The 22490-nt window shown below is 71.6% G+C and carries 18 protein-coding genes and 1 pseudogene; 12 read left to right on the plus strand and 7 right to left on the minus strand.

Annotated features, from left to right (window positions below; all coding sequences use genetic code 11):
• Positions 1-9 precede the first annotated feature (9 nt).
• The 4 genes and pseudogenes from CP967_RS12540 to CP967_RS35390 all read left to right on the plus strand — a co-directional run.
• Positions 10-492: a GNAT family N-acetyltransferase gene (locus tag CP967_RS12540; RefSeq protein ID WP_150488075.1), complete on the plus strand. Its 483-nt coding sequence runs from the start codon at positions 10-12 to the stop codon at positions 490-492.
• Entirely contained in the window at positions 489-1589 is a 1101-nt protein-coding gene (locus CP967_RS12545) for an FkbH-like protein (protein ID WP_150488076.1), read from the plus strand. Before CP967_RS12540 ends, CP967_RS12545 begins: the two co-directional genes overlap by 4 nt.
• A complete protein-coding gene (locus CP967_RS12550) occupies positions 1589-1855 on the plus strand; it encodes an acyl carrier protein (protein WP_229888163.1) in 267 nt (88 codons plus the stop codon). The genes CP967_RS12545 and CP967_RS12550 overlap by 1 nt, the downstream gene beginning before the upstream one ends.
• A pseudogene (locus CP967_RS35390) lies at positions 1852-2325 on the plus strand (4'-phosphopantetheinyl transferase superfamily protein); the annotation flags it as partial. The gene CP967_RS12550 and the pseudogene CP967_RS35390, both read left to right, overlap by 4 nt.
• Positions 2326-2406: 81 nt before the next feature.
• On the opposite strand, the gene CP967_RS34580 reads toward CP967_RS35390, so the two are convergent.
• The 3 genes from CP967_RS34580 to CP967_RS12570 form a co-directional block, all read right to left on the minus strand.
• Positions 2407-2808 (minus strand): S-adenosylmethionine decarboxylase family protein, encoded by a 402-nt coding sequence (locus CP967_RS34580; protein WP_229888162.1) that lies wholly within the window; start codon positions 2806-2808, stop codon positions 2407-2409.
• 483 nt (positions 2809-3291) lie between these two features.
• Positions 3292-3942, minus strand: coding sequence for a histidine phosphatase family protein (locus CP967_RS12565; protein ID WP_150488079.1), 651 nt, complete (start codon positions 3940-3942; stop codon positions 3292-3294).
• A gap of 40 nt (positions 3943-3982) precedes the next feature.
• Positions 3983-4735, minus strand: a complete 753-nt coding sequence (locus CP967_RS12570; protein ID WP_150488080.1) for an SDR family NAD(P)-dependent oxidoreductase — start codon at positions 4733-4735, stop codon at positions 3983-3985.
• A 166-nt stretch (positions 4736-4901) separates the two neighbouring features.
• Here CP967_RS12570 and CP967_RS12575 point away from each other — a divergent pair, with 166 nt between their 5' ends.
• The 5 genes from CP967_RS12575 (at position 4902) to CP967_RS12595 (ending at position 14762) form a co-directional block, all read left to right on the plus strand.
• Positions 4902-6227 carry an aspartate aminotransferase family protein gene (locus CP967_RS12575; RefSeq protein WP_150488081.1) on the plus strand — a complete coding sequence of 442 codons (1326 nt, stop codon included), beginning with the start codon at positions 4902-4904 and terminating at the stop codon, positions 6225-6227.
• Positions 6224-7687, plus strand: a complete 1464-nt coding sequence (locus CP967_RS12580; RefSeq protein ID WP_150488082.1) for a class I adenylate-forming enzyme family protein — start codon at positions 6224-6226, stop codon at positions 7685-7687. Before CP967_RS12575 ends, CP967_RS12580 begins: the two co-directional genes overlap by 4 nt.
• Before the next feature lie 12 nt (positions 7688-7699).
• Complete coding sequence (locus CP967_RS12585) at positions 7700-8761, plus strand: ketoacyl-ACP synthase III family protein (protein WP_150488083.1); 1062 nt, start codon at positions 7700-7702, stop codon at positions 8759-8761.
• A complete protein-coding gene (locus CP967_RS12590; protein WP_150488084.1) occupies positions 8758-14049 on the plus strand; it encodes a type I polyketide synthase in 5292 nt (1763 codons plus the stop codon). The genes CP967_RS12585 and CP967_RS12590 overlap by 4 nt, the downstream gene beginning before the upstream one ends.
• A gap of 503 nt (positions 14050-14552) precedes the next feature.
• Positions 14553-14762: a DUF3073 family protein gene (locus CP967_RS12595; RefSeq protein ID WP_150488085.1), complete on the plus strand. Its 210-nt coding sequence runs from the start codon at positions 14553-14555 to the stop codon at positions 14760-14762.
• 25 nt (positions 14763-14787) lie between these two features.
• Here CP967_RS12595 and rsgA read toward each other — a convergent pair whose 3' ends face one another.
• The 4 genes from rsgA to CP967_RS12615 form a co-directional block, all read right to left on the minus strand.
• Entirely contained in the window at positions 14788-15906 is a 1119-nt protein-coding gene (gene rsgA, locus CP967_RS12600; protein ID WP_150488086.1) for a ribosome small subunit-dependent GTPase A, read from the minus strand.
• 361 nt (positions 15907-16267) lie between these two features.
• A complete protein-coding gene (locus CP967_RS12605) occupies positions 16268-17311 on the minus strand; it encodes an SGNH/GDSL hydrolase family protein (protein WP_150488087.1) in 1044 nt (347 codons plus the stop codon).
• 546 nt (positions 17312-17857) lie between these two features.
• Positions 17858-18637, minus strand: coding sequence for a DUF4328 domain-containing protein (locus CP967_RS12610; RefSeq protein WP_229888161.1), 780 nt, complete (start codon positions 18635-18637; stop codon positions 17858-17860).
• A gap of 133 nt (positions 18638-18770) precedes the next feature.
• Entirely contained in the window at positions 18771-20399 is a 1629-nt protein-coding gene (locus tag CP967_RS12615) for a family 20 glycosylhydrolase (protein WP_150488089.1), read from the minus strand.
• Positions 20400-20897: 498 nt separating this feature from the next.
• Between CP967_RS12615 and CP967_RS12620 the strand changes: the two genes are divergently transcribed.
• The 3 genes from CP967_RS12620 to CP967_RS12630 all read left to right on the plus strand — a co-directional run bounded on the left by CP967_RS12620 (position 20898) and on the right by CP967_RS12630 (position 22462).
• A complete protein-coding gene (locus CP967_RS12620; protein ID WP_190174954.1) occupies positions 20898-21404 on the plus strand; it encodes a 2-oxo-4-hydroxy-4-carboxy-5-ureidoimidazoline decarboxylase in 507 nt (168 codons plus the stop codon).
• 192 nt (positions 21405-21596) lie between these two features.
• Positions 21597-21977 (plus strand): succinate dehydrogenase, cytochrome b556 subunit, encoded by a 381-nt coding sequence (sdhC, locus tag CP967_RS12625; RefSeq protein ID WP_150488090.1) that lies wholly within the window; start codon positions 21597-21599, stop codon positions 21975-21977.
• Positions 21978-21982: 5 nt separating this feature from the next.
• Complete coding sequence (locus tag CP967_RS12630) at positions 21983-22462, plus strand: succinate dehydrogenase hydrophobic membrane anchor subunit (protein ID WP_014154476.1); 480 nt, start codon at positions 21983-21985, stop codon at positions 22460-22462.
• The last annotated feature ends 28 nt before the right edge of the window (positions 22463-22490 follow it).

A 22490-nucleotide genomic window follows, 5' to 3' on the forward strand; every position in this document is an offset into this window, starting at 1 on the left:
AGCCCTATCATGCACGATGACTCCGACGGTTTCACGGTCCGCCAGGCCCGGGAGGACGACGTCTCACGATTGGCCGAGTTCGAGGTGGAGATCGCGAAGATCTCCTTCGCCGACGACGCCATCACCGCCGTGGAAGTGCACGAGAAAAGGCTGAGCAAGGCGATGGCCCGGTCCCGGGACGGGATGTTCGTGGCCTGCCGGGGCGACCGGCCGACCGATGGCTGGGTCTGGATCACCGTGAACACCAACCCCATGAGCGGCCAGTGCTACGCCAACTTCCGGTCCCTGGCGGTGGCGGACGTCCCCGAGCGCACGCTGATCGGTGAACTGCTGCTCCGACGGGGCCTGGAGTACGTGCGGGCACAGGGCGTCGAGGAGATCGTGGGCAAGGTGCATGTGCAGAACGTGCGTATGCGGGCGCTCTACCGCCAGTTCGACTTCGAGGCGACCCATCTGACCATGCGGCTCCGCAAGGTGGGATCCCGGTCATGACCGGTCGGGAATCGCTGATCAAATGCGTGGTCTGGGATCTCGACAACACGATGTGGGACGGCATCGCGGTCGAGTCCCGGGATGCCGCCCTGCCGGCCATGAAGCCCGAGGTCCTGGGTCTCGTCGACCGTCTGGCCGGCCGCGGGGTGCTCAGCAGCATCTCCAGCCGCTCCGATCCCTCGATCCTCGCCCTGCTGAAGGCCGACCCGAAGCTGGCGGGACGGTTCTTCGCACCGCGGGTCGCATGGCAGGACAAGAGCGAGTCCCTGCGCAGCATCGCCGAGGAACTGGGCATCGGCCTCGCGTCGATGGTCCTGGTCGACGACAGTCCGTATGAACGCGCCGAGGTGCGCTCCGCCCTGCCGCAGGTCCTCACGCTCGCCCCCGAAGAGGCCGGCGCGCTGCTCGACCTGCCCGCCCTCGACCCGTCACGGATGACCGCGGAGAGCCTGGACCGGGTCGGCCGCTACCGCGAGGAGGAGCGGCGCAAGGAGGCCGAAGGGGCCTTCGCCGGCTCGCGGGAGGACTTCCTGCGGTGGTGCGGCATGCGTGTGCGGGTGTCCCCCGCCCGGCAGGACGACGCCCCGCGGATCGCCGAGATGGCCGCGCGCACACACCGGCTCAACTCCAGCGGCATCGTGCTGGACCTCGAACGGGTCCGGTCGCTGATCGACGACCCGCGCTGGTTCGTGCCCGTGGTGGAGCTGTCCGACCGGTTCGGCGACTACGGCCTGGTCGGGACGGCCGTCACCGAGCTGTCCGCGCCGGACGTGTGGGACGTCCAGCTGTTCACGCTGTCCTGCCGGGTGGCCGGCCGCGGGGTGTCCGAGGTGTTCCTGCACTGGCTCCTCGGCCAGGCCCGCACGGCGGGTGCCGGTCCCGTGCGGACGCCGGTCCGGATCGGCGAGGCCAATCTGGAACTGCGGCTGCTGCTGAGGCGGTTCGGTTTCCGTGCCGAACCGGCATCCGGGCTGTCCCCCGGAGGAGCACCCGGGACCGGTGAGGACCGGCTGGTGACGTTCACCTACCGGCCTGCGGACGGTCCGCTGCCTGACCCTCCCGGATGGATCGATCTCGAGGTCGAAGTAAAGTCATGATGCCCGCCGAGACGCATGCGGAACTCGAGCGGGAGCTCCGGCAGCTGATCGCCGAGGCGGTCGGAGCGGAGTGGGAGGCCCTCGCCCGGCTGCCCTCCGGCACACGGCTGTTCGGCCCCGAGGTGGCCCTGAACTCGCTGGCGGGTCTGCGGCTCATCAGCCGGGTGCGGGAACGGTTCGGCGTGGACATCGCCGCGGAGGATCTCAACCTGGACGCGCTGGAGTCCATCGCCTCGCTCCGCGATTTCGTCGCCCGGTACGCGTGATCCACCTCGTCACCGCCGACGTCCCCGCCCCCCACGGCCCCCACGAGCAGCACAGGGCCGGGCGCGCGGCGGCGGCGGACGCTCTGCGGCGGTCGGGGAGCACGAAGCTGGAGGTCGGCCGGCGCCCCGACGGGGCGCCCGTGTTCCCGGCCGGATTCGCCGGTTCGATCGCCCACACCCCACGGCTGGCCGTCGCCGCCGTGTGCCGCGCCGAAGAGGCCCGGGGCGTCGGAGTCGACCTGGAGACGGACACCGTACAGGAGCGCCTCCACCGCATCCTCTTGCGGGAGGAGGAACGCGAGAGCCTTTGGGTGCCCGCCGACGAACCCACGCTGAGGAGACTCTTCGTCGCCAAGGAGGCCGCGTTCAAGGCGTTCTCGGCATGCGAGGAGCCGGTGGCGCGGACGTTCTGGCGTATCCGGCTCGAACAGGCGGCCCCGGGCGCCGGCCGGCTGCTTGCCCGGGCGGGCGACGAGCGTGCGTGGGTCCGGGTGTGGGCGGACAGCGAGCGGGCCTGGGCCGTAGCCGTACTGCTCAGGCCGGAACAGACGTCAGCGAACCGACCGGTGCAGGCGGGACACGTTGATGCGCTCGGGAGAAAGGGACTTCTCGATCTCGGCGATCATCAGCTCGCCGTTGAGCCGCCCGTAGGCCAGCAGGTCGATATTGGCGAGACTGAACTCGGGCCAGGTGTGGACCGTGAGGTGGGAGGCGGACAGCAGCAGCATCCCCGTGACGGCCCCATTGGGGAAGACGTGGGATGACTCGTCGAGCACCGTGGCCTTACCCGCGGTGGCCGCACGGCGGAGAATCGAAAGGAGCGCTTCCTTGTCCGTCAGAATGCCCACATCGCTGACCCAGACTTCGACGGCGTAGGAGCAGAGCTCGCCTTCCGCGATCTCGACGACGTCGTTCGAGGGACTGTTGACTGGTGTGTTTTGCTCTGTGGTCACTCCTGTAGCTTACAGACTGCCCATACGGGTTGGCACCTCAGGCGAACCGGCCGCCCCGTGGGGGCCCCGGGCGCGGAAGCGGGTGGCGGCGGCCCGAAGGCTTGCCCGCCGGCGGGCTCGCGACGACAGCCCCGGAGGTGGCGTGGACATGACGTCCCGCCCTGACCCGGCCGGTACACGGGCCGCCAGAGTCCCGTCGGCCGCGGCTGTTCTCCGCCGCCGCCCGGCTGATCACCACCGGCCGCCGCGGAGACCCGGATCCGGCCCCGGGCCCGGCCTCGTCACGGACGTGATCCACTGGTCCGGCACCCTCCCGGGCCCCGGCCGGCGCGTACACCCCACCCGGTCCCACCGGGCCTGTGGGGCGCCGCGGCGCCCGCCCGGCACGGCAGCCGGAACCGCCCGCCATCAGCCGCAGAGGACGAAACGGCCCACCGGTCCCGCCGGCGGGCCGTCACGGAGGACCGGAACCGACCGGCTCCGTCACTTGGCCTCGTCGATGTGCTTCGTGTCGTCGAACCGGAGCATGGTCCACCCGGATTCGTCGTGGGCGAGCTCGCTGATCGATGTCGGCCCCGGCGTCGAGTCCGTGAACAGCACCGGCGGGACGGTGTCCAGCAGTGCGGACATCACCGCGACGATGAGACCCGCGTGGCACACCACGAGGACGGTCTCCCCGCGGTGGCGCGACAGCAGGTCCGCCATGACACGGCCCGCCCGGAGCCGGAACCGGCTCCAGCTCTCCCCGTCGGGGGCGAAGGGCCGCTCGGGGTGGGCGATCATGTCGAAGGCACCGTGGACGCGCTCGTACGCGTCGATGGACAGGCCGTCGGCCGCCCCGAAATCCAGCTCCCGCACCTCCGGCTCGACGGTCGGCGGACCGAGGGACAGAACGCCCGCCAGGACATCGGCCGTCTCCCGGGCCCTGCGAACCGGGCTGGTCAGCAAGGAGTTCAGCGGCAGCTGTTCGGCCTCGAGCCGTGCCGCGAGCAGCGCCGCCTGCGTACGGCCCAGCTCCGTGAGACCGGCACACGTCCGGGAACCCGCTATCACCTTCCGTACGCTGGCCTGCGATTGCGCGTGCCGCACCAGCAGTACACGGGTGACGGAACTGTCTTCCTCTTCGTGTGCCATAAGTATTTTTATTCCCGGATCGATTTTCGTTTCATACAGGTCAGTTGAGGTCCCAACCACCGTCCACGGTCAGACTCTGCCCTGTGATGAACCCGGCTTCGGGTGAGGCGAGAAATGCTACAGCCTCGGCAACGTCTTCCGGTCGGCCATGTCGTTTGAGGCATTGCCGGTCGAATTCCCGTTGACGCCAGGACGGATAATCCGGATGGGACCTCTGATCGGTACTCAGTTCGATCGGCCCCGGCCGCACCGAATTCACCGTGATCCCGTGGGGACCGAGTTCGCGGGCGAGAGCGCGGACAAACGCCTCCAGGCCGCCTTTCGCCGCGAGGTACGGGACGAGTTCCACACGTCCGATCCGCGTGAGCACGGTGGACACGGCGACGATCCGGCCCGCTCCGCGTGCCACCAGGTGGGGCGTGGCGGCACGCGCACAGGCGATGTGCGCCAGCAGGTTGACGTCCACGGCCGAGCGCACGTCGTCCCACCCGGTCTCCTGCCACGGCACGTACGCGTACGCCCCGGCATTGCACACGAGGACGTCCAGTCTCCCGCCGCAGGAGGCCATGGCCTCCTCCAGGCGCTCCACGGTCTCCCGCCGCGTGAGGTCCCCGGCCACCGTGGTGAGGACGTCCGCACCGGCCGCCGACACCCGGTCCACGGTGCCGGCGAGCCCGGAGTCCCGGGTCAGATGGGTGAGTACCAGGTCGTGGGTGGCGGCGAGCCGTACCGCGATGGCGGCCCCGAGGCCGGACCCCGCTCCGGTGACGACGGCGACGCTCCGAGAAGGCATCACATCCCCCCTCCGCTGGACGAGTCCGGACACCGGGCCGATCCTGCCACCCGGGGCGGGCCGGACGCCCTCGTGATTCAGCCATTCCAGGAACGGTCACTGTCGGACACCAGGGCCTTGAGGCATCCTGTGGTGCCAGGTCAGGCGGACGAAGGCGGAGGTTGTCATGGGTGGCGCGGACAGTGAGCTCCAGACGAACGCTGAGTACCTCGAGGCCATCAAAGAGGTCGTCGTCGGCGGCGTCAGCAGCAGCATGCGTGCGGCGGCCGTCCCCCAGCCCCTCGTGGTGCGGCGCGCCGACGGCTGCCTGATCCGGGATGTCGAAGACGGCGAGTACATCGATTTCAACATGGGTTACGGCCCTCATATCTTCGGCTACGCGGACCGCGACCTCGCCGAGGCCGTGGCCGACCAGTTCACCAAGGGCCACATGACCGGTCTGCCGCACGAGCTGGACGCCGAGGCCGGAGCCCTCGTCGCCGAACTGGTGCCCGGCGTGGAGCAGATCAAGTTCGCCAACTCCGGTACGGAGGCGGTCACCTCCGTACTGCGGCTCGCCCGTGCCACTACGGGCCGCCAGCTGGTCGTCACCTTCGAGGGGCACTACCACGGCTGGAGCGAGACCGTTTTACGCGCGGGCAAGACCACGCTCCAGGTGCAGGGCACCCGGCCGACGGACGTCGTCCCGGGAGCGCCGGGAATGATCCCCGAGGCCCTCGGGCACACCGCGCAGGTGCCGTGGAACGACCCGGAGGCCGTCAAGGAGCTCTTCGCCCGGGACGGTGACCGAATAGCGGCGGTCATCCTGGAGCCGGTCCTGGCCAACGCCGGTGTGATCCCCCCGGCCCCCGGCTTCCTCCAGCTCCTGCGCGACCTGACCTCGCGCAGCGGATCGATGCTGATCTTCGACGAGGTCATCACCGGTTTCCGGGTCGCCCGGGGAGGGGCGCAGGAACGCTACGGCGTCGAGCCCGACCTCACGGTGCTGTCCAAGGTCATGGGCGGGGGGTTCCCCGTCGCCGCCTTCGGCGGACGGAAGGCCGCGATGCGGCTGTTCGCCTCGAACGAGGCGCACCACGCGGGTGTCTACGCCGGGAACCACGGGTCCCTCCGCGCGGTCGTCACCATGCTGACCAAGATCCGCGCGCAGCGCGGCCTCTACGAGGAACTCGAAGGCGTCGGCGCCGCCGCGGAGGACACGCTGCGCGAGGTCTTCGCCGCGGAGGGGCGGTCCGTGCACATCAACCGCGTCGGCACCCTGATGTGTGTGGCCCTGCTCAGGAAACCGCTCGAGAAGAGCGACACGCTGCGCGGCCTCGCCGAAGCCTTCGACTTCTCCCAGCACCGGCGGTTCCAGATCCTGGCCCAGAGGGAAGGCGTGTACTTCCACCCCAACCCGCTGGAGCCGTGGTTCCTGAGCACCGCGCACACCCGGTCCGTCCTCGACAAGGCGGCAGGGGCACTGCGGCGCGCACTGGTCGTCCTGGGATGACCGACGCGCGTGCCGCACTGCTCTCCCTGCTGCGCGACCGGTGCGCCCGCCTGGGGGACACGCCCTTGATCAGCGACGGCTCCGGGGCGACCGGCGCGCGGCGGCTGCTGGAGGACGTCGACGCCAAGGCCCGTGCCTGGCGTGCGGCGGGTGTCGGTCCGGGTGCCCTGGTGGGGACCGTCGCCTGGCCCGCGGCGGAGTTCGTCAGCGATGTGTTCGCGATCATCTCCACGGGAGCGGTCGCCGTACCGCTCTCGCGCCGGCAGACGCCGTGGGAGCTGCAGCGCATCCAGGAACGCTGCGCGCTCGACTTCCTGTCGGCCGCCCACGATTCGCCGCTGGCTCTTGCGGTCACGGCCGTGTCCCGCGGCGCACGGACGCTGAGCCGTGCCCCGGCATCCGGCCGGGAAGCGACGCGGGGCCGTGCCTTCGCCGAGGCGGCCACGGCACAGATCACCTCGGGCACCACCGGGTACCCCAGGGTCGCGCTCCGCTCCGCTTCCGCCCTGCTGGCCGAGGCGGAGCACTACCGCGTGGCCCTGGACCTCGGTCCGGAGAGCCGGCTGCTCTGTCCCGTACCCCTGCAGCACGCGTACGGCTTCGGACTGTGCGCCCTCGCCGCCCCCCTGGCGGGGGCCCCCGTCCGCTTCCTGCCACCCGGCAGACCCCGCGTGCTGCTGTCCGAGCTCGACGCCGGTGAGGTGACGCTCTTCGTCGGTGTGCCCCCCATGCTGCGGATGCTCGCCAAGGCCGCCCGCACCGCGCCGCCCGAGGGGCGGAGGGCCGGATTCCTGTCCGCCGGTATGGCCCTGGACGCGCACACCGCCGAACTGGTCGGGACCCGGCTCGGCGGCCACACCGGCCAGGTCTACGGGACCACCGAGACCGGGCCGATCTGTGTGAGCGCTCCCGCCCCGCGGCGGCCGGGCGTGCTGGGGCCGGGCGCACCCCTGCCCGGGGTGGACGTCCGCCTCGCCCCGGTCCCGGGGGACCCCGGTGACGGTGCCGGCGGCTCCCCGGCCGGGACGGGGCTCGTGACCGTCACGTCCCCCTCGATGATGCTCGGTTACGCCGAGGCGGGGACCGTCGACCCGGCCTCACTGGCCGGCGGGTTCACCACGGGTGACCTGGCCCGGTGGGAAGCGTCGGAGCTCGTCCTCGTCGGGCGCCTGTCCACGAGCATCAACGTCGCGGGGGCCAAGATCAGCCCCGAGCAGATCGAATCCGTCCTGCTCGCCTTCCCGGACGTCGCCTCCTGCCTGGTGGCCGGTGTGGACGACCCGCTCCTCGGACAGCGGATCAGCGCGACGGTGACGCCCGGCACGGTCGACCTCGACAAGCTGAACCGCTTCTGCCGGGAAAAGCTGTCGCCTTCCCAGGTCCCCCATGTCTTCGCCGCCGCGGCGGAATTGCCGACCACTGAGACCGGGAAGGTCATCAGGCCCCGGACCGGTCAGTAAGGAAGCAAGAGAGTGAAAACAGAGAACATCTTCCTGGCCGGGACCGGGGCGTACATTCCGCCCAGGGTGAGTGCGGCCGAGGCGGTCCGGAACGGTTCGTACGACAAGGAGCGGATGGAGTCGTGCGGTTGGCGCAGTATCGCCGTCTCCGACGGCGTCTCCGCACCGGACATGGCGGTGGCGGCCGTCCGCCAGGCGGTGGGCCGCTCGGGGCTCGGCCCGGAGGAGATCGACATCCTCATCCACTCCTGCGCCTACCACCAGGGCCCTGACGGCTGGTCGGCACCGCACTACGTACTGCGTTCCACCCTCGGCACCCCGATCCCGGCGCTGACGGTGGATCAGGGGTGCAACGCGTTCCTCGCCGCCCTGGAGATGGCCACCCAGTACCTGCTGTGCTCGCCGTCCCGCACCGGAGCCCTGGTGAGCAGCGCGGACAACTTCGGCGCTCCCTCGGTCGACCGCTGGTACGCCCACCGTGACGCGGTGCTCGCCGACGCGGCCTCGGCGGTGGTGCTGTCGAAGCGGTCCGGCTGGGCCGCGCTGCGTTCCGTCGAATCGGTGTCGCTTCCCCAGTTCGAGATCCTCAACCGCGGGCACGAACCGATCTTCCCGCCCGCGCTCACCACCGGGCGGAAGCTCGACATGAACGAGCATCTGGAGGCGATGGTCGAGGAGCTGGGCCCGAAGGCGTCCGAGATCGGCCGGGACTACGCCGCGAGCGGGTCGAAGCTGATCGAGCAGGTGACGGGCGAAGCGGGTATCGGCGTGGCGGACCTGTCGAAGGTGCTCCACCTCGGGGCGGGCAGCCCCGACTTCCTGGAAAGCCACCTGCGGCCGATGGGCCTGGACGCGTCCCTCGGCGGCGTCGACTTCTTCCGGGACGTGGGCCATGCCGGCGCCGCCGACGTCGGGCTGCAGCTCAACCACCTCGTCGAGGACGGGCAGGTGAGCCCCGGGGACCACCTCCTGATGATGAGCGCCGGGCCCGGAATCATGATCACCGCGGCGGTCGTCACGGTGCTCGAAATCCCCTCCTGGCACGCGGGGGGCACCGAGGGGAGCCAGGCATGACGGGCCCGGGAGCCACCCCGGTACCGGGCCCCGCCGGGCCCGAGGAGACCGTCGCCGTCGTCGGGCTGAGCTGCCGGTTCCCCGGCGACGCCGACTCCCCCGACGCCTTCTGGGACCTCCTGGTCCAGGGCCGGGACGGCACCCGGGACGACGGGGCGGAGCGCTGGGCGCCGTACGCGGAGACCGGTCACGGCCACGCGGCCGTCCTCCGGAAGACCACGACGCGCGGCGGCTTCCTCACCGACATCGCCGGTTTCGACGCGGAGTTCTTCGGCATCTCGCCGCGCGAGGCCGAGCTGATGGATCCGCAGCAGCGGCTGCTGCTCGAACTGGCATGGGAGGCACTGGAACACGCGGGCATCCCTCCCCTCAGCCTGGGCGGCAGCGACTGCGGTGTCTTCGTGGGCGTCGGCTCGGACGACTACGGGCGCCGGCTGCTGGAGGACCTGGACCGGATCGAGCCCTGGACCGGTATCGGCGCGGCCCTGTGCGCCACCGCGAACCGCATCTCCCACAACCTCGACCTGCGCGGCCCCAGCCTCGCCGTCGACACCGCGTGCTCCGCCTCCCTGGTCGGCATCCATCTGGCCTGCCGGAGCCTGCTGTCCGGGGAGTCCGGCCTGGCCCTGGCCGCGGGCGTGAACCTCATGGTCGCGCCCGGCGTCTCGGTGACCCTGGACCGTGCGGGCGCCACGTCACCGGACGGCCGCAGCAAGCCGTTCGACGCCTCGGCGGACGGTTACGGCCGGGGCGAGGGGGCGGGCGTACTCGTCCTCAAGCGCCTGTCGGACGCCGAGCGGGCGGGGGACCGCGTCCTCGCGGTGATCCGCGGCACCGGGGTGAGCCAGGACGGACGTACCGACGGCATCATGGCGCCCAACGGTGAAGCGCAGGCGGACCTGCTGCGCAGGACCTACGCGCAGTGCCGCATCGCCCCGGACACCGTCGACTACGTGGAGGCGCACGGCACCGGGACCGTGGCAGGCGACCCGCTGGAGACCGCTGCGCTCGCCTCGGTCTTCGGTGCGGGCCGCCCGGTGGACCGGCCCTGCCTCATCGGCTCGGTGAAGGGCAACATCGGGCACCTGGAAGCCGGTTCGGGGATCGCCGGGATGATCAAGACGATCCTGGCGCTCGTGCACGAGGAGATCCCGCCCAACGTCCACTTCTCCACCCCCAACCCGCGCATCCGCTGGGCGGAGTCACGGCTCCGGGTGGCCACGGAGCGCATCCCGTGGCCCCGTGGGGACCGGCCCCGCCGGGCCGGTGTCTCCAGCTTCGGTTACGGCGGCACCATCGGGCACATCGTCCTGGAGGAGGCGCCGGCACGTCCCGAGCCGCCGGCCGCGTCCGGGGGCGGCGCGGCTCTGCCGCGCCTGTTCCCGCTCTCCGGCCGGTCCGGGGCGACCGTCCGGGAGGACGCGGCCAGGCTCGCCGACTGGCTGAGCGGACCGGGCGCGGACGTCCCGCTCGCCGCGCTCGCGCAGGACCTCGGGGCCCGGCGCAGCCATCTGGACCGCCGTGCCGCCGTCGTCGCCGCCGGCCACGCGGAGCTGGAGAGCAGGCTGCGCCGCGTCGCCGCGGGGGAGACGGGCCACGGTCTCGCCGAGGGCACGGTGGCGGGCGAGGGCCGGGACGAAACGGTGTGGGTCTTCTCCGGAACCGGCGCCCAGTGGGCGGGCATGGGCGGCGAACTGCTGGCCACGGACCCCGGCTTCGCCGAGGTGATCGACAGGATCGGGCCGGTCTTCGCCGAGGAGATCGGCACGACGGCCCGGCAGATGATCGAGGAAGGCGAGGTCACCCGCACCGACGTCGCCCAGGCGATGATCTACGCGGTCCAGATGGGCCTCGTCGCCGTCTGGCGGTCGCTCGGGGTGGAGCCCGCGGCCGTCATCGGTCACTCCATGGGGGAGATCGCGGCCGCCGCGACGGCCGGGATCCTGTCGGTCGAGGACGGCGCCCGGCTGGTGTGCCGTCGCAGTGTCCTGCTGCGCCGGGTGGCCGGGGCCGGCGGCATGCTGATGATCGGCCTGCCCGCCGACGAGGCCGCTGCCCGGCTGACCGGCGTCGACGGTGTGGTTCCCGCGGTCCTCGCCTCGCCCACCACGACCGTGGTGTCCGGGGCGGTGGCGGAGATCGACGCCCTTGCCGGAAAGCTGGCGGCGGACCCGGACGTGCTGGTACGCCGGGTCAGCAGTGACGTGGCCTTCCACAGCCCGCAGATGGAGCCCCTGATGAAGGAGCTCGCCGAGGCCGCGGCCGACCTCACCGTCCGCCCGCCCCGTATCCCCGTCTACAGCACCGCGCTGGAGGACCCGCGTGACGCGGCCCCCCGTGACGGCGCCTACTGGGCCACCAACCTGCGCAGCCCGGTACGGCTGTCCGGCGCCGTGGCCGCTGCGGCCGAGGACGGGTTCAGGACCTTCCTGGAGGTGTCGGCCCATCCGGTGGTCGTGCACTCCGTCCAGGAGGTGCTGGACACGGCCGGGGTCAAGGGGAGCTGTGTCGCCGCCTCCCTGCGCCGGGGCACCGGGGAGCGGGAGCAGCTCCTCGTGAACGCGGGGCTGCTCCACTGCCGCGGAGTCGCCCTCGGCTGGGCCCCGGCCCCGGGTGCGGAGCCCCTGTCGCTCCCGCCCCGGAGCTGGCGGCGCCAGCGGTACTGGCGCGACCTGCCGGTCCACAGGGCCGACCGCGGACGCCACGACCCGGCGAGCCGTACCGTCCTGGGGCCACGGACCACCCTGGCGGGGAGCACACCGCTGGAGGTCTGGCGCACCCGCGTCGACATGGAGCTCCGGCCGTACCCGGGAAGCCACACCATCCACGGCGTGGAGATCCTCCCGGCGGCCGTCGTCCTCCAGACGTTCCTGGACACGGCGGAGCGGGGCGAAGGACCGTGCGGCCTCTCCGACGTGTCGTTCGACCTGCCGCTCACCCTGACCGCGGCCCGGGACATCGACGTGATCGCGCAGGACGGCGTGGTCCGCCTGCTGTCCAGGCCCACCGGTCCGGACGAGGGCGGCCCGGACGCGGACGGGCAGCAGTGGCTGACCCACGCGGTGGCCTCCGTGTCCGCCGTGCACTCCGCGGCCGACGCGCTCCCGCCGCCGTCCCTTCCGGCCGTCGGCGCCGAGGGGGGCGCAGAGCTCCCCCTGGACCGGATCCATACCGGCCTCGCCGCGGTCGGCGTGCCGTCCATGGCCTTCCCCTGGCGCGTGGAACGCCTGGAGCGCGTCTCCGAGGGGCTGCGCGCGGACGTCCTCGCGGCCGATGAGCATGCCTCCGGCCCGGCGGCCTGGGCGCCGCTGTTCGACGCCGCGCTGTCCATGGCGGCCGTCGCCTTCCCCGGCCCCGCCGCGCTGCGCGTGGTGGCCGGGGCCGACCACGTGTGGGTCACGGGCGAGCCCCCGGCCCGCGCTCGCGTCGAGGCGCTCCTCGACGGCCCGGCCGCCGGCGCCCACGGCACGGTGCATGTGCGGATCTCGGCTGAGGACGGGCGGACCGTGGCCGTGCTCGCCGGGGTGCGGTACGCGGGCGCGGAGGCCGGGACGCGTCCGGGCACGCCCGGGGAACTGCTGTTCCGGATGGACTGGAAGCCGCTGACCCTCGACGGTGCCGGCACCCCCGGCCCGTCCCGGGCCCTGGTGCTGATCGGCGCGGACGGCGGGCTGACGGCGGAATTCCGGGCCGCTGCCGGGGACGCGGGGCTCCGCTGCCTCGTGACGGAGGATCCGGACGGTCTCGGAGTCCTGCGCGACCAGGTGCCCGGGCCCGTGGACGTGCTCGTGCTGCCGTCGGCGGAGCGGCCCGGGCAGGAGGCCGGGGACCGGGCCGTACAGGAGGCGTGGCTGCTCGCGCGGGCGGCGCAGCGGCTCGGCGCGTGGCCGCCCGGTACGGCGAGGCTCTGGTCGCTGACCTCCGGCGTCCGCGAGGCGGACCGCCTCGGGAGCGTGGCCCAGGCGGCCCGCTGGGGTCTCGGCCGGGTCGTCGGCGGGGAGCACCCCGGACTGTGGGGCGGCACGCTCGATCTCGGCCGGCGGCCCACGAGGGACGACCTCGTCACCGCGCTCGCCGTCATCGCCGCGAACCCTGGCGAGGACGTCGTCGCGATCCGCGAGGGCGGGGCCCTGGCGAACCGTCTGGTCCGCTCCGAACCGGGTGCGGGCGCGGAGCAGGCCCCTCTGCGGTGCAGGCCGGACGGCACGTACCTGGTCACGGGCGGTCTGGGCAGCCTGGGTGGCGACATCGCCCGGTGGCTGGTGGAGCGGGGGGCGCGCCGCCTCGTGCTGGCCGGGCGGAGTGCGCTGCCGCCCCGGTCCCGGTGGGACGCGGTCACCGACGCGGTCCAGGCACGCCGTATCGAGACCGTCCGCGGGCTCGAAGCCCTCGGGGCGACCGTACGGGTGCTGTCCGTCGACCTGTCCGACGCCGATGCGGCGGCGGCGGCCCTGGCCCCGGACGCGCTGGGCATGCCTGCGATCCGCGGGGTCGTGCACGCCGCGGGCGTGCTGGAGGACCAGCTCGTCGACCAGCTCGACGCCGGCTCCCTGGCTGCGGTGATGCGGCCGAAGGCCGGTGGCGCGCTGACGCTGCACCGGCTTTTCCCGCCGGGGACGCTCGACTTCCTGGTCCACTTCTCGTCGTGCGGGCAGTTCCTGGGCCTGACCGGCCAGGCCGCCTACGCGTCCGCCAACGCGTTCCTCGACGCCATGGCCGCGTACGACCACACCCTCGGCGCCACCGGCAGCATGAGCCTGGCGTGGACGTCCTGGCGGGGTATGGGCATGGCGGACAACGCGGCCGTGGACGCCGAGCTCCAGGCCCATGGTGTCGGGGCCATCACACCGCCCGAGGCCTTCGGTGCCTGGGAACAGGCCGGCCGGGCCGGCGTCGCCTCCCTCGCGGTGCTGCGCCCCGTGCCGCTCCCGGACGGCGCGCGCCGGACGGGGCTGCTGCGCGACATCGCCGAGGGCGAGACGGCGGCGTCGGAGCAGCAGGAGCCGACGGCCGGCCATCAGAATCTCGCCGAGCTGTCCGAGGAGGCGCTCCGGGCGCTGCTGCACGAGCAGACGGTGTCGGTCGTCATCAGTGAGATGCGGCTGGATCCGGCAGAACTCGACCCGGACCGGTCGTTGCTGAAGATGGGCCTGGACTCCGTGATGGCGATCGTCCTGCGCCGTCGGCTGGAACGGCTCCTGGAGCGCAAGCTCCCGGCCAACCTGGTCTGGCATCAGCAGACGGTCTCGGCCATCGTGAACTACCTCGTGGCCAGTATTCGGTCCTAAAGGCTGTCCCGTAATCCGTGGTGGAGCAGCGTGCGGCGTCAGACGCGGTACATCGCAAGGCGGAGGGGCGTTCGCATACTGGATGTATGCGGACGTTCCGACAACGCCGCGAGGTGCCGTGGCTGTCGTCGCGCGCCCGCCAGGGATTACGGGACAGCCTGTAGGAGGCCCCGAGCAGGGGCGGGGCGGGCGCAGGGCTCTCGGTGATCATGGAGTTGCGACACTCTGTGATCACCACGGAGACCCGCGCCCGCCCCGCCGGTCCCGCCCGCCCCACGGGCCTGCGGGATCACGCCTCAGCGGCCGATCGTCACAGGTCACACCGTGTCCGCGCACCCGGCCTCGGCATGCCCGGCGGCCGAGAACCCTCACACTTTGGGTAACAATCGGCGTGGTAAGCTGAATCGAGTGCGTTCCGAGTGAAGCGCTGGGGTAGAGACGCTGGGCGGACGTTAACAGCGCCGGGCGAATGGGTGCACAACCTCGTCTAGGGAGGCGAATTCATGGGGCGCGGCCGTGCCAAAGCCAAGCAGGCGAAGATCGCTTACAAGTTGAAGTACGAGGGTGGCCCCTCGACGGACCTCTCCCAACTGGCCGAAGAACTGGGCGCATCCCCCTCGATCCGGAACGCCGCGTCCGATGACACCGACACCCAGGGCGACGACCCGGACTCGGATCAGGCCGCGATCCGTCCTCGGAACGGGCTTGCGTGACACGCTGACCGGGCGCCCGCCGGCCTCAGCGCGGCGGGCCCTGCGGGCCGCGCTTGCGTTCCCTCATATGACGGCCCAGCGTCGTCTTCTGCTTCCAGCTCCGTAGCATCTCCGCGTCCAGCCGCGCATCACTCCTGGCGGCGATCCGCTCGTTCTCGCGGAGCAGCTTCCGGTAGTTCCCGAGCCGCCGCAGGGGCAGTTCCCCGCTCTCGGCCGCCGCACGCACCGCGCACCCGGGCTCCACTCCGTGCGCGCAGTCGTGGAAACGGCACTCCCGGGCCAGGGCCTCGATATCGGGGAAGGTCCGGGGGACTCCGGTGTCCGCCTCCCACAGTCCCACTCCGCGCAGTCCCGGCGTGTCGATCAGAACCCCGCCCCCCGGCAACGGCAGGAGATCGCGGGTCGTCGTCGTGTGCCGCCCCTTGCCGTCGCTGTCACGCGTGACAGCGACCCGCTGCACATCCGCTCCGGTGAGCGCGTTGGCGAGAGTGGACTTCCCGGCCCCGGACCGGCCGAGAAGAGCAGCCGTCCCGCCGCACCCGGCATCTGCGCCGCCGACCAGGGCCGCGAGGGTGGCGATGCCCTGCCCCGAGGCCGCGCTGACGCAGAGCACACGCGCCCCGGGGGCCACCCGCTCCGTGTCCTCGACGAGATGGGAGCGGGTCACCGGATCGGGTACCAGATCGGCCTTGGTGAGGACCACGACCGGCTGTCCGCCGCTCGCCCACGCCAGGGAGAGGAAACGTTCGACGCGTCCGAGGTCGAGTTCGTCCGCGAGTGACACGACGATGAGCAGCTGGTCGATGTTGGCGGCCAGCACCTGGCCCTCGGACCGCTGCGAGGAGACCGCCCGGACGAAAGCGGTACGCCGCGGCAGCAGCGCCCGGACGGCCTTCTGGTCCGGGTCGAGTGCCACCCAGTCGCCGGTGCAGGGATTGTTCACGAGGTCGGCGGATGCCACCGGCCACGTGTCCGCCCGCGAGGAGACGACCTGTCCGTCCTCGACGGCGACGACCTCGCAGCTTCCGCGATCGACCCGCACGACCCGGCCGGGGCGGAGGCCCTCGGCTTCGTAGGGGCCGAATCCGGCTGCGAACGTATCGTTCCAGCCGTACCGGTGGAGCGGATGCGACGCGGTGGACATGGTGAGGGCTGATCCTTCACGCGGAGGGGTGCCGGGGCGACGGAATGCCCCTGAATCCACGTTTCCGCAGGCCAAAAGACAATTTCGCAATGAAACGCAGGGAATTTTAACTTACGAATGAGACCTCTTCAAGCCTATTTCCGCCGGACCACCTGAATAGCGTCTCTCGCTCCCCGCCCTGCTGAGTACTCCTCGATCCTGCTGAGCACTCCTCGATCCTGTTCGGACCCGTCCGTACGACGTATGGGCACACGGCCCGCGCGGCGCTCGCGCCTGGCCGGGACGTCGGGCCGAAGACGGCGCTGACGCCGGAGCCGCCGGCCGGGGGGCGGGCTCCGGCGTCAGACCTCTGACCGGTGGGTCAGTGGTGATGGAGGGCGATGCGGACCGCGCGCTCCACCTCGACAGCGGTGTTGGCGTGTCCCGCGGCGTTGGGGTGGATCATCGTGGCGTGCTTCCCGATGGGGCCGCAGTCGACGTCCGTACCGGGGAACGTGGTGGGCCAGTAGTCCGCGGCGTCGCCACAGATTCCCTCGATCCACTTGGTGCCCTCGGGCTGACAGACGTCGTGGCCCTCGCTGGAGGAGGCGATGTCGACGTAGCGGTCGCCGAAGAACGACGCGGCCTGCTTGATCGTCTTGTTCAGCGGCTTGAGGACGCCGTCACGGAGCCAGTCGACGTCGGCGTGGGTGGTCTCGCCGAGTTCGGTGAGGGAGCCGCGGTCACAGTCGGTGGCGTCGGTCGGCATGATGGTCGGGTAACCGACGGCGAGCACCTTGGCGTTGGGCGCGGCCTTGTGTACCGCGGCCAGCATCTCGATGTACTCGCCCCGGACCCGGGTGAGCCTCTGCTGGATGCTCTCCACCCCCGCGGGCGGGTTGGTGAAGTAATCACGACAGGACCCGTCCAACGCGCCCTGTTCGAGGCACTTGGGGAAGATGTCGCCGAAGGGAATGCTGTTGCCGCCGATGGCGACGGTGACGACGTCGGTCTCGCTGTCGAGCCCGGCCCGCTTGATCTGCGTGTCCACCGCGGGCCAGCCGTCGGCGGGGATCTCGACCGGACTGATCGGCGTCTGCTTGACCTTGGCGACGTTCGCTATGACGGCGCTGCTGCAGGCGACGTTGGTCATCTGGACGCTCTTGCCCGGCGGGGACGCGGCGAGTTCCTGTGCGACCAGGCTGGGGTAGGAGGCGCTGGTCCGGGCACAGCCGTCCTGCGAGGGATCCCCCAGCGGAGGCTGCGGGTCGCCGACGAAGACGCCGGCGGTGAACGAGTCGCCGAGCGCGGCCCACTCGTACTGGTCGGTCGCTCCGGCGGAGCCTGCGGGTAAGAGTGTGGCCGCGGCGAGCGTCAGCCCCACGGCCAGGGCCCGTATGCGCGGGCGGGAGACAGCGTGTCGCATGGATCCTCCAGGATCGAAAAAGACGTCCGGGCGGCCGGAATGCGACGCCCGGATGGAACGCGCACCTCATCCAAAATCATCCGCGCTGTCACCTCGCCCTGTCCGGCGAAACGGTCCATCATCATCCGATCGGCCTAATTGATCGATCTTTTACGTCGGAGACACGATCAATCTGCTATCTTCGCGCGCGCCACGGGCTGTCCCGTCATGTCCGGCGGGTCAGCACACGGCGTTCGGACGACGGGACGCATCGCGGGGCGGAGGAGCGTTCGTATACGTACGGGGCGTCCCCGGGCGGAGCCGCCGGTGGAGCACGCGGGCGCTCCGGCGGCGCCCTTCGGCCCTCGGTGGCTCGCTCCCGTCCTCGCGTACGCCGGATCGCCGGATCGCCGGATCGCCGGATCGCCGGAGAGCATCGCTCCGGCAACGCGAGTGATCACTCTCCGAGCCGGTCGGCGACCTGGGATGCCCGTGAGCGCTCCCGGGCCCCGGAAGGCTCACGGGCATCCCACGGCCGGAAACCGCCTCCCCCTCAGGGTCTCCCCCTCAGGCCGGGACCGGCCCCCCGGAAGACACCTGCGCGGCGAGCGCCGTGGCGCGTTCCCCCTGCATCGCGGTCAGCCGGCGCACGAACAGGATCGCCAGGACCGCCGCCACTGCGTCGAGCGCGTCGGAGACGAGGAGCAGCCGCAGCCCTTCCACGATGTCCTCGGCAACCACCGCGTCCGTGTACTGCCGTGAGGCGAACCGGCCGAAGACCAGGTCGAAGATCCAGACCCCCCACCACAGGTTGAGCACCAGCGGCGAATCCGCGCGCCGGCCGGGTCCGCCGCCGGGCAGGACACTGGCCTCCCAGATGCCTCCGGCGACCCGGCGCGGCAGCCAGAGGTTGGCGATCGGCACGAACCAGGCGCCGATCGCCCAGCCGGGCTTCATCGGCTGCGCCCCGGCGTCGAACACCTCCGCGTTGCGCCGGACCCGGTGGAACCAGACGAGGAAGACGACCGCCGTGGCCAGGTTCGTCAGTATCTGGAGGCTGGTCGCCACCGTGTCCAGGTTCTCGGCGGTCCGCAGCCCGTCGAGGACGACGAAGGAGCCCTCGGAATCTCTGTACACGCGCAGCAGGTTCACCTCGGAGACGACCGCGAGGAGGTCCGCGGCGGCTACGGCTGCCAGCAGGGCGACCACGGCGACGGCGAGCCCCCGCGGTGAGCGGAGCCGGTACAGCCCCTCCGCCCCGGGGGGCGGGAGGGGCGCCATCAGCGCGCCCGGGGGCGAGGAGTGCAGCACCGTGCACCGGGTGCAGCCGGCGGTACCCGGGACCACCGGTCTCCTGCCGCAGGTGGAACAGAGCATGGAAAGCCCCCCAGGGTCTTGTTTCGTACACAGAGCCGCGCGCCCCTCCCCGGGACGCGCGGCAACCGGAACCTAGCCGGTGGCACGAGTCATGTCCATGAACTTACGGAGCCGTGGATCGGTCCGGGGTGTCGACCTCGTCCGCGAGCTGCTGGAACTCGGCCCAGGTCAGGGCGGGCTTCCTCGGGTCCCAGAGCTTCTGGGAGACCGCGTTGAGCGGCATCCGGATGCCCTCGGCGACCTGTGCCTGGGTCTGGGCGTCCGGGAAATCGCCCCAGACGGCGAAGCGGCCGCCCAGGATCTGCTTCGAGTAGCGCTTCGCCACCGGTTCGGTGCCGCGCAGCACGAACGGGGTCCACTGCTCGTAGATCCGCTCCCCCGTCGGGTAGACGAACTCGTTGGGCTCACCGAGTACGTAGTAGAGGAACTCGTCGTTGAGGTTGATCACCTTGCGGCCCTCGGCCAGGTAGTCCTGGGGAGGCCGGGCACCGATCTCCTTGCCCGTCCAGTACTCCACCTCGATGTCCTTGCCCGCGGTGACCGCGCCGCCGCTGAAGAAGCCGTCGTTCCACGCCTTGGGGATCTTCTCCGCCTTGCGGACCACCGCCGCCCGGTCGTTCAGCCAGCCCTCGGTGAGGTCCTGGACCGTGGCGCCGTCGCCGTACTTCTCACGGGCGGCCACGGCGAGCTGCGGGTAGGAGGCCGCCGGGTCGCTGACGGTCAGCGCCTGGTACTCGTCGGCGCCGACGTGGAACCACTGGCCGGGGAAGAGTTCGGCGTACTCGCGCAGCAGGTCGTCGACGATCTCGGCCGACTCCGCCTTGGAGATGTCGACGGCTCCCTGGCGGGCGGTGCCCTGGGTGTCGCGCAGCTGCAGGCCGGGGTGGGCCTTCAGGACGGCGCCGAGGTGTCCGGGCGAGTCGATCTCACCGATGACCGTGATGTGGAGGCTCTGGGCGAGCTTCACGATCCGGCGGACCTCCGCCTTGGTGAGGTGGTCCTCGGAGACCACCTCGGGGTGCGTCTCGGACTCGATCCGGAAGGCCTGGTCGTCGGAGAAGTGCAGTCCGAGCTGGTTGAGCTTGAGGTCGGCCATCTCGCGCAGCCGTGCCTCGATCCACTCGGCGCTGTAGTGCTTGCGCGCGATGTCGAGGTTGAAGCCGCGCTGCGGGCGGTCGGGCGCGTCCCGCACCACTCCCTCCGGGACGGTGTCGTCCGCCGCGAGCGACTGCACCAGCGTGCGTGTGCCGTAGAAGACGCCGGCCTGGTCGGGCCCGCTGATGGTCACCCGGTTCCCCGAGGTCTTCAGGGTGTAGGACTCCGCACCGCCCTCGCCCTTCTTCCCGAGGGCCAGTTCCACGTCCCCGGCCCGGGCCGCGGTCTCGCCGCGGTAACTGATCCCCAGTTCCCCGGCGAGCGTCTTCGCCTCGTCGGCGAGCGCGTGGTCGGCCGCGACGACCGTGCTGTTCTTCCCCGGCTTCCAGCCCGGCCCCCGCGCGGGGGTGTGCTCGCGCACCGCGGGTACGGTCCTCGGCGCCTCGGAGAGCGGGTAGCTGCGGGTGGGGGACGGCGAGGGGGCGGTACGGGAGGAGGCCGAGCCGTTCTGCGGCCCGGAGCCGGACCCGTCGGGCCAGACGACCACGGTGAGGGTGACGGCCGCCGCCACGGTGACGGCGGCGGCGGCTATCAGGGCTCCGCGTGAGGGCGGGGTGGCGCGATGTGAGGGTGACATCGGTCGGAATCCTCCGGATCGTGGGGGGCGTGGGAGGGGCATGAGGGGGGACGCGGGGGACGTGGGGTGTGGGAGGGCGCGGGGAAAGGCGGGGGCTCAGGGGAAAGGGAAGCAAGTCAGGGGAAACATAGACATTCACCTCGTCCGCGCGTTCGCCGGAAGCCGCGAAACTCTCCCGTCCGGGTGAATTTCACGCGGGCTTCGCGTACTCGCCCCCCGGTCTCGCTACCGTTGCGACACATTCGTCCCTGCCTTCTCTCTCCCCCCGCGCAACCTCGCCGCTCCCCTGTCCGTCTCCAGGGGCACAGACACCATCCGTACGAGGAGTTTTTGCTGTCCAGGTCCAGCGAGTCCCCCGCAGGCCTGCCTGAGCGAGGGCGCCGGGCCGGGCGGACCGCCGCCGTTCCCGCCCAGGGCCGCGCCCCGGCCCTGGGCACCGGAAACGCCTCCGGGCCGGGCCTGCCGCCCGGTCGGACGGCAGGTCCGGAACCAGTCTCGGTGAGCATCCGCCCGGGTGCCCACTCGAACGGGCTCGCCCGCTTCAACGCCTGGCCGCGGCGCGTCGCCGAGGCGGCCCTGCTGGAGTGCTGCGGCAGTCGCCGCTGGGCCCTGCGGCTGGCCGCGCACCGCCCCTACCCGGACCTCTCCTCCCTGCTGGCCGCCTCCGACGAGGCGGGCTACGACCTGGGCTCCGCCGACCTGGCCGAGGCCCTCGCCGCCGAGTCCGCCCCCTGCCTGCACCACGCGGCACCGCGCGCCGCCCACCTCGCGCTCCGGGCGGCCCACGCCGCGTACGAGAGCCGTTTCGGACATGTGTTCGCCATCTGTCTCGACGGGGTGCCGCCGTCCCAGCACGTCGATCAGGTGCTGGCTGCCATCCGCGCGCGGCTGACCCATGACCCCGACGAGGAGCGCTCCCTGACCGCGGAGGAGCTGCGCCGACTCGCCCGGGGCCGCGTCATCGAGCTGGTGACGGCGGCGGGCGGCCCGGAACCGTCGGCCTGACCAGGAACGTTATGGCAGGCGATAGCCCGTCCGTGCCTGTTTGGCTGCCGCTTTGATCACACCACCGGGCCCCGCCGCCATGGAACCGACAAACCGTCGCTACGATGGCCGGGGCCGGTGGACCGTACCCGGCCGGGTCAGACCGACAGTCAAGCCGGCCGACCCCAATCCCCGCTCCCGGAGGGTTCTTCCGTGCCGGCTGGAACGCTGTACCGCGGCCGGGAAGGCATGTGGTCCTGGGTGGCTCATCGAGTCACCGGTGTCCTCATTTTCTTCTTCCTGTTCGTACACGTCCTGGACACCGCTCTTGTCCGTGTCTCCCCCGAGGCGTACGACGACGTCGTCGCCACCTACAAGACGCCGCTCGTGGCTCTGCTCGAGTACGGCCTGGTGGCCGCGATCCTCTTCCACGCGCTGAACGGTCTCCGGATCGTCGCCGTGGACTTCTGGGCCAAGGGCGCCCGATACCAGAAGCAGATGCTGTGGACCGTCCTGGGCATCTGGATCGTGCTGATGGTCGGGGCCCTGTACCCCGTCCTCGGTCACGCCGTACGCGAAGTCTTCGGGAGCTGAGGCCGATGTCCACCGAGACTCCTTCTTCCGCGATCGGTGACGTCGAGGGCGTAAGCCTCTACGACGTCGACAACCCGGCCCCGGTGATCGAGCCCCCGCGCAAGCGCACGGGCAAGACCCCCAAGGGTTCGCGCACCAACTTCGAGATGTACGCCTGGCTCTTCATGCGCCTGTCGGGCATCGTGCTGGTCGTCCTCGTCATCGGCCACCTGCTGATCCAGCTGGTGCTCGACGGCGGTGTGTCCAAGATCGGCTTCGCCTTCGTGGCCGGCCGCTGGGCCTCGCCGTTCTGGCAGGTCTGGGACCTGGCGATGCTGTGGCTCGCCATGCTGCACGGCGCCAACGGCCTCCGTACGGTCATCAACGACTACGCCGAACGGGACAACACCCGCTTCTGGCTGAAGATGCTCCTGTACACCGCCACGGTGTTCACCGTCCTGCTGGGCACGCTGGTGATCTTCACCTTCGACCCGAACATCCGCTAGGCGCCGGGACAGAGGGACCAGAGGAAAA

This window comes from Streptomyces nitrosporeus (assembly GCF_008704555.1).
In the GTDB taxonomy this organism is placed as follows: domain Bacteria; phylum Actinomycetota; class Actinomycetes; order Streptomycetales; family Streptomycetaceae; genus Streptomyces; species Streptomyces nitrosporeus.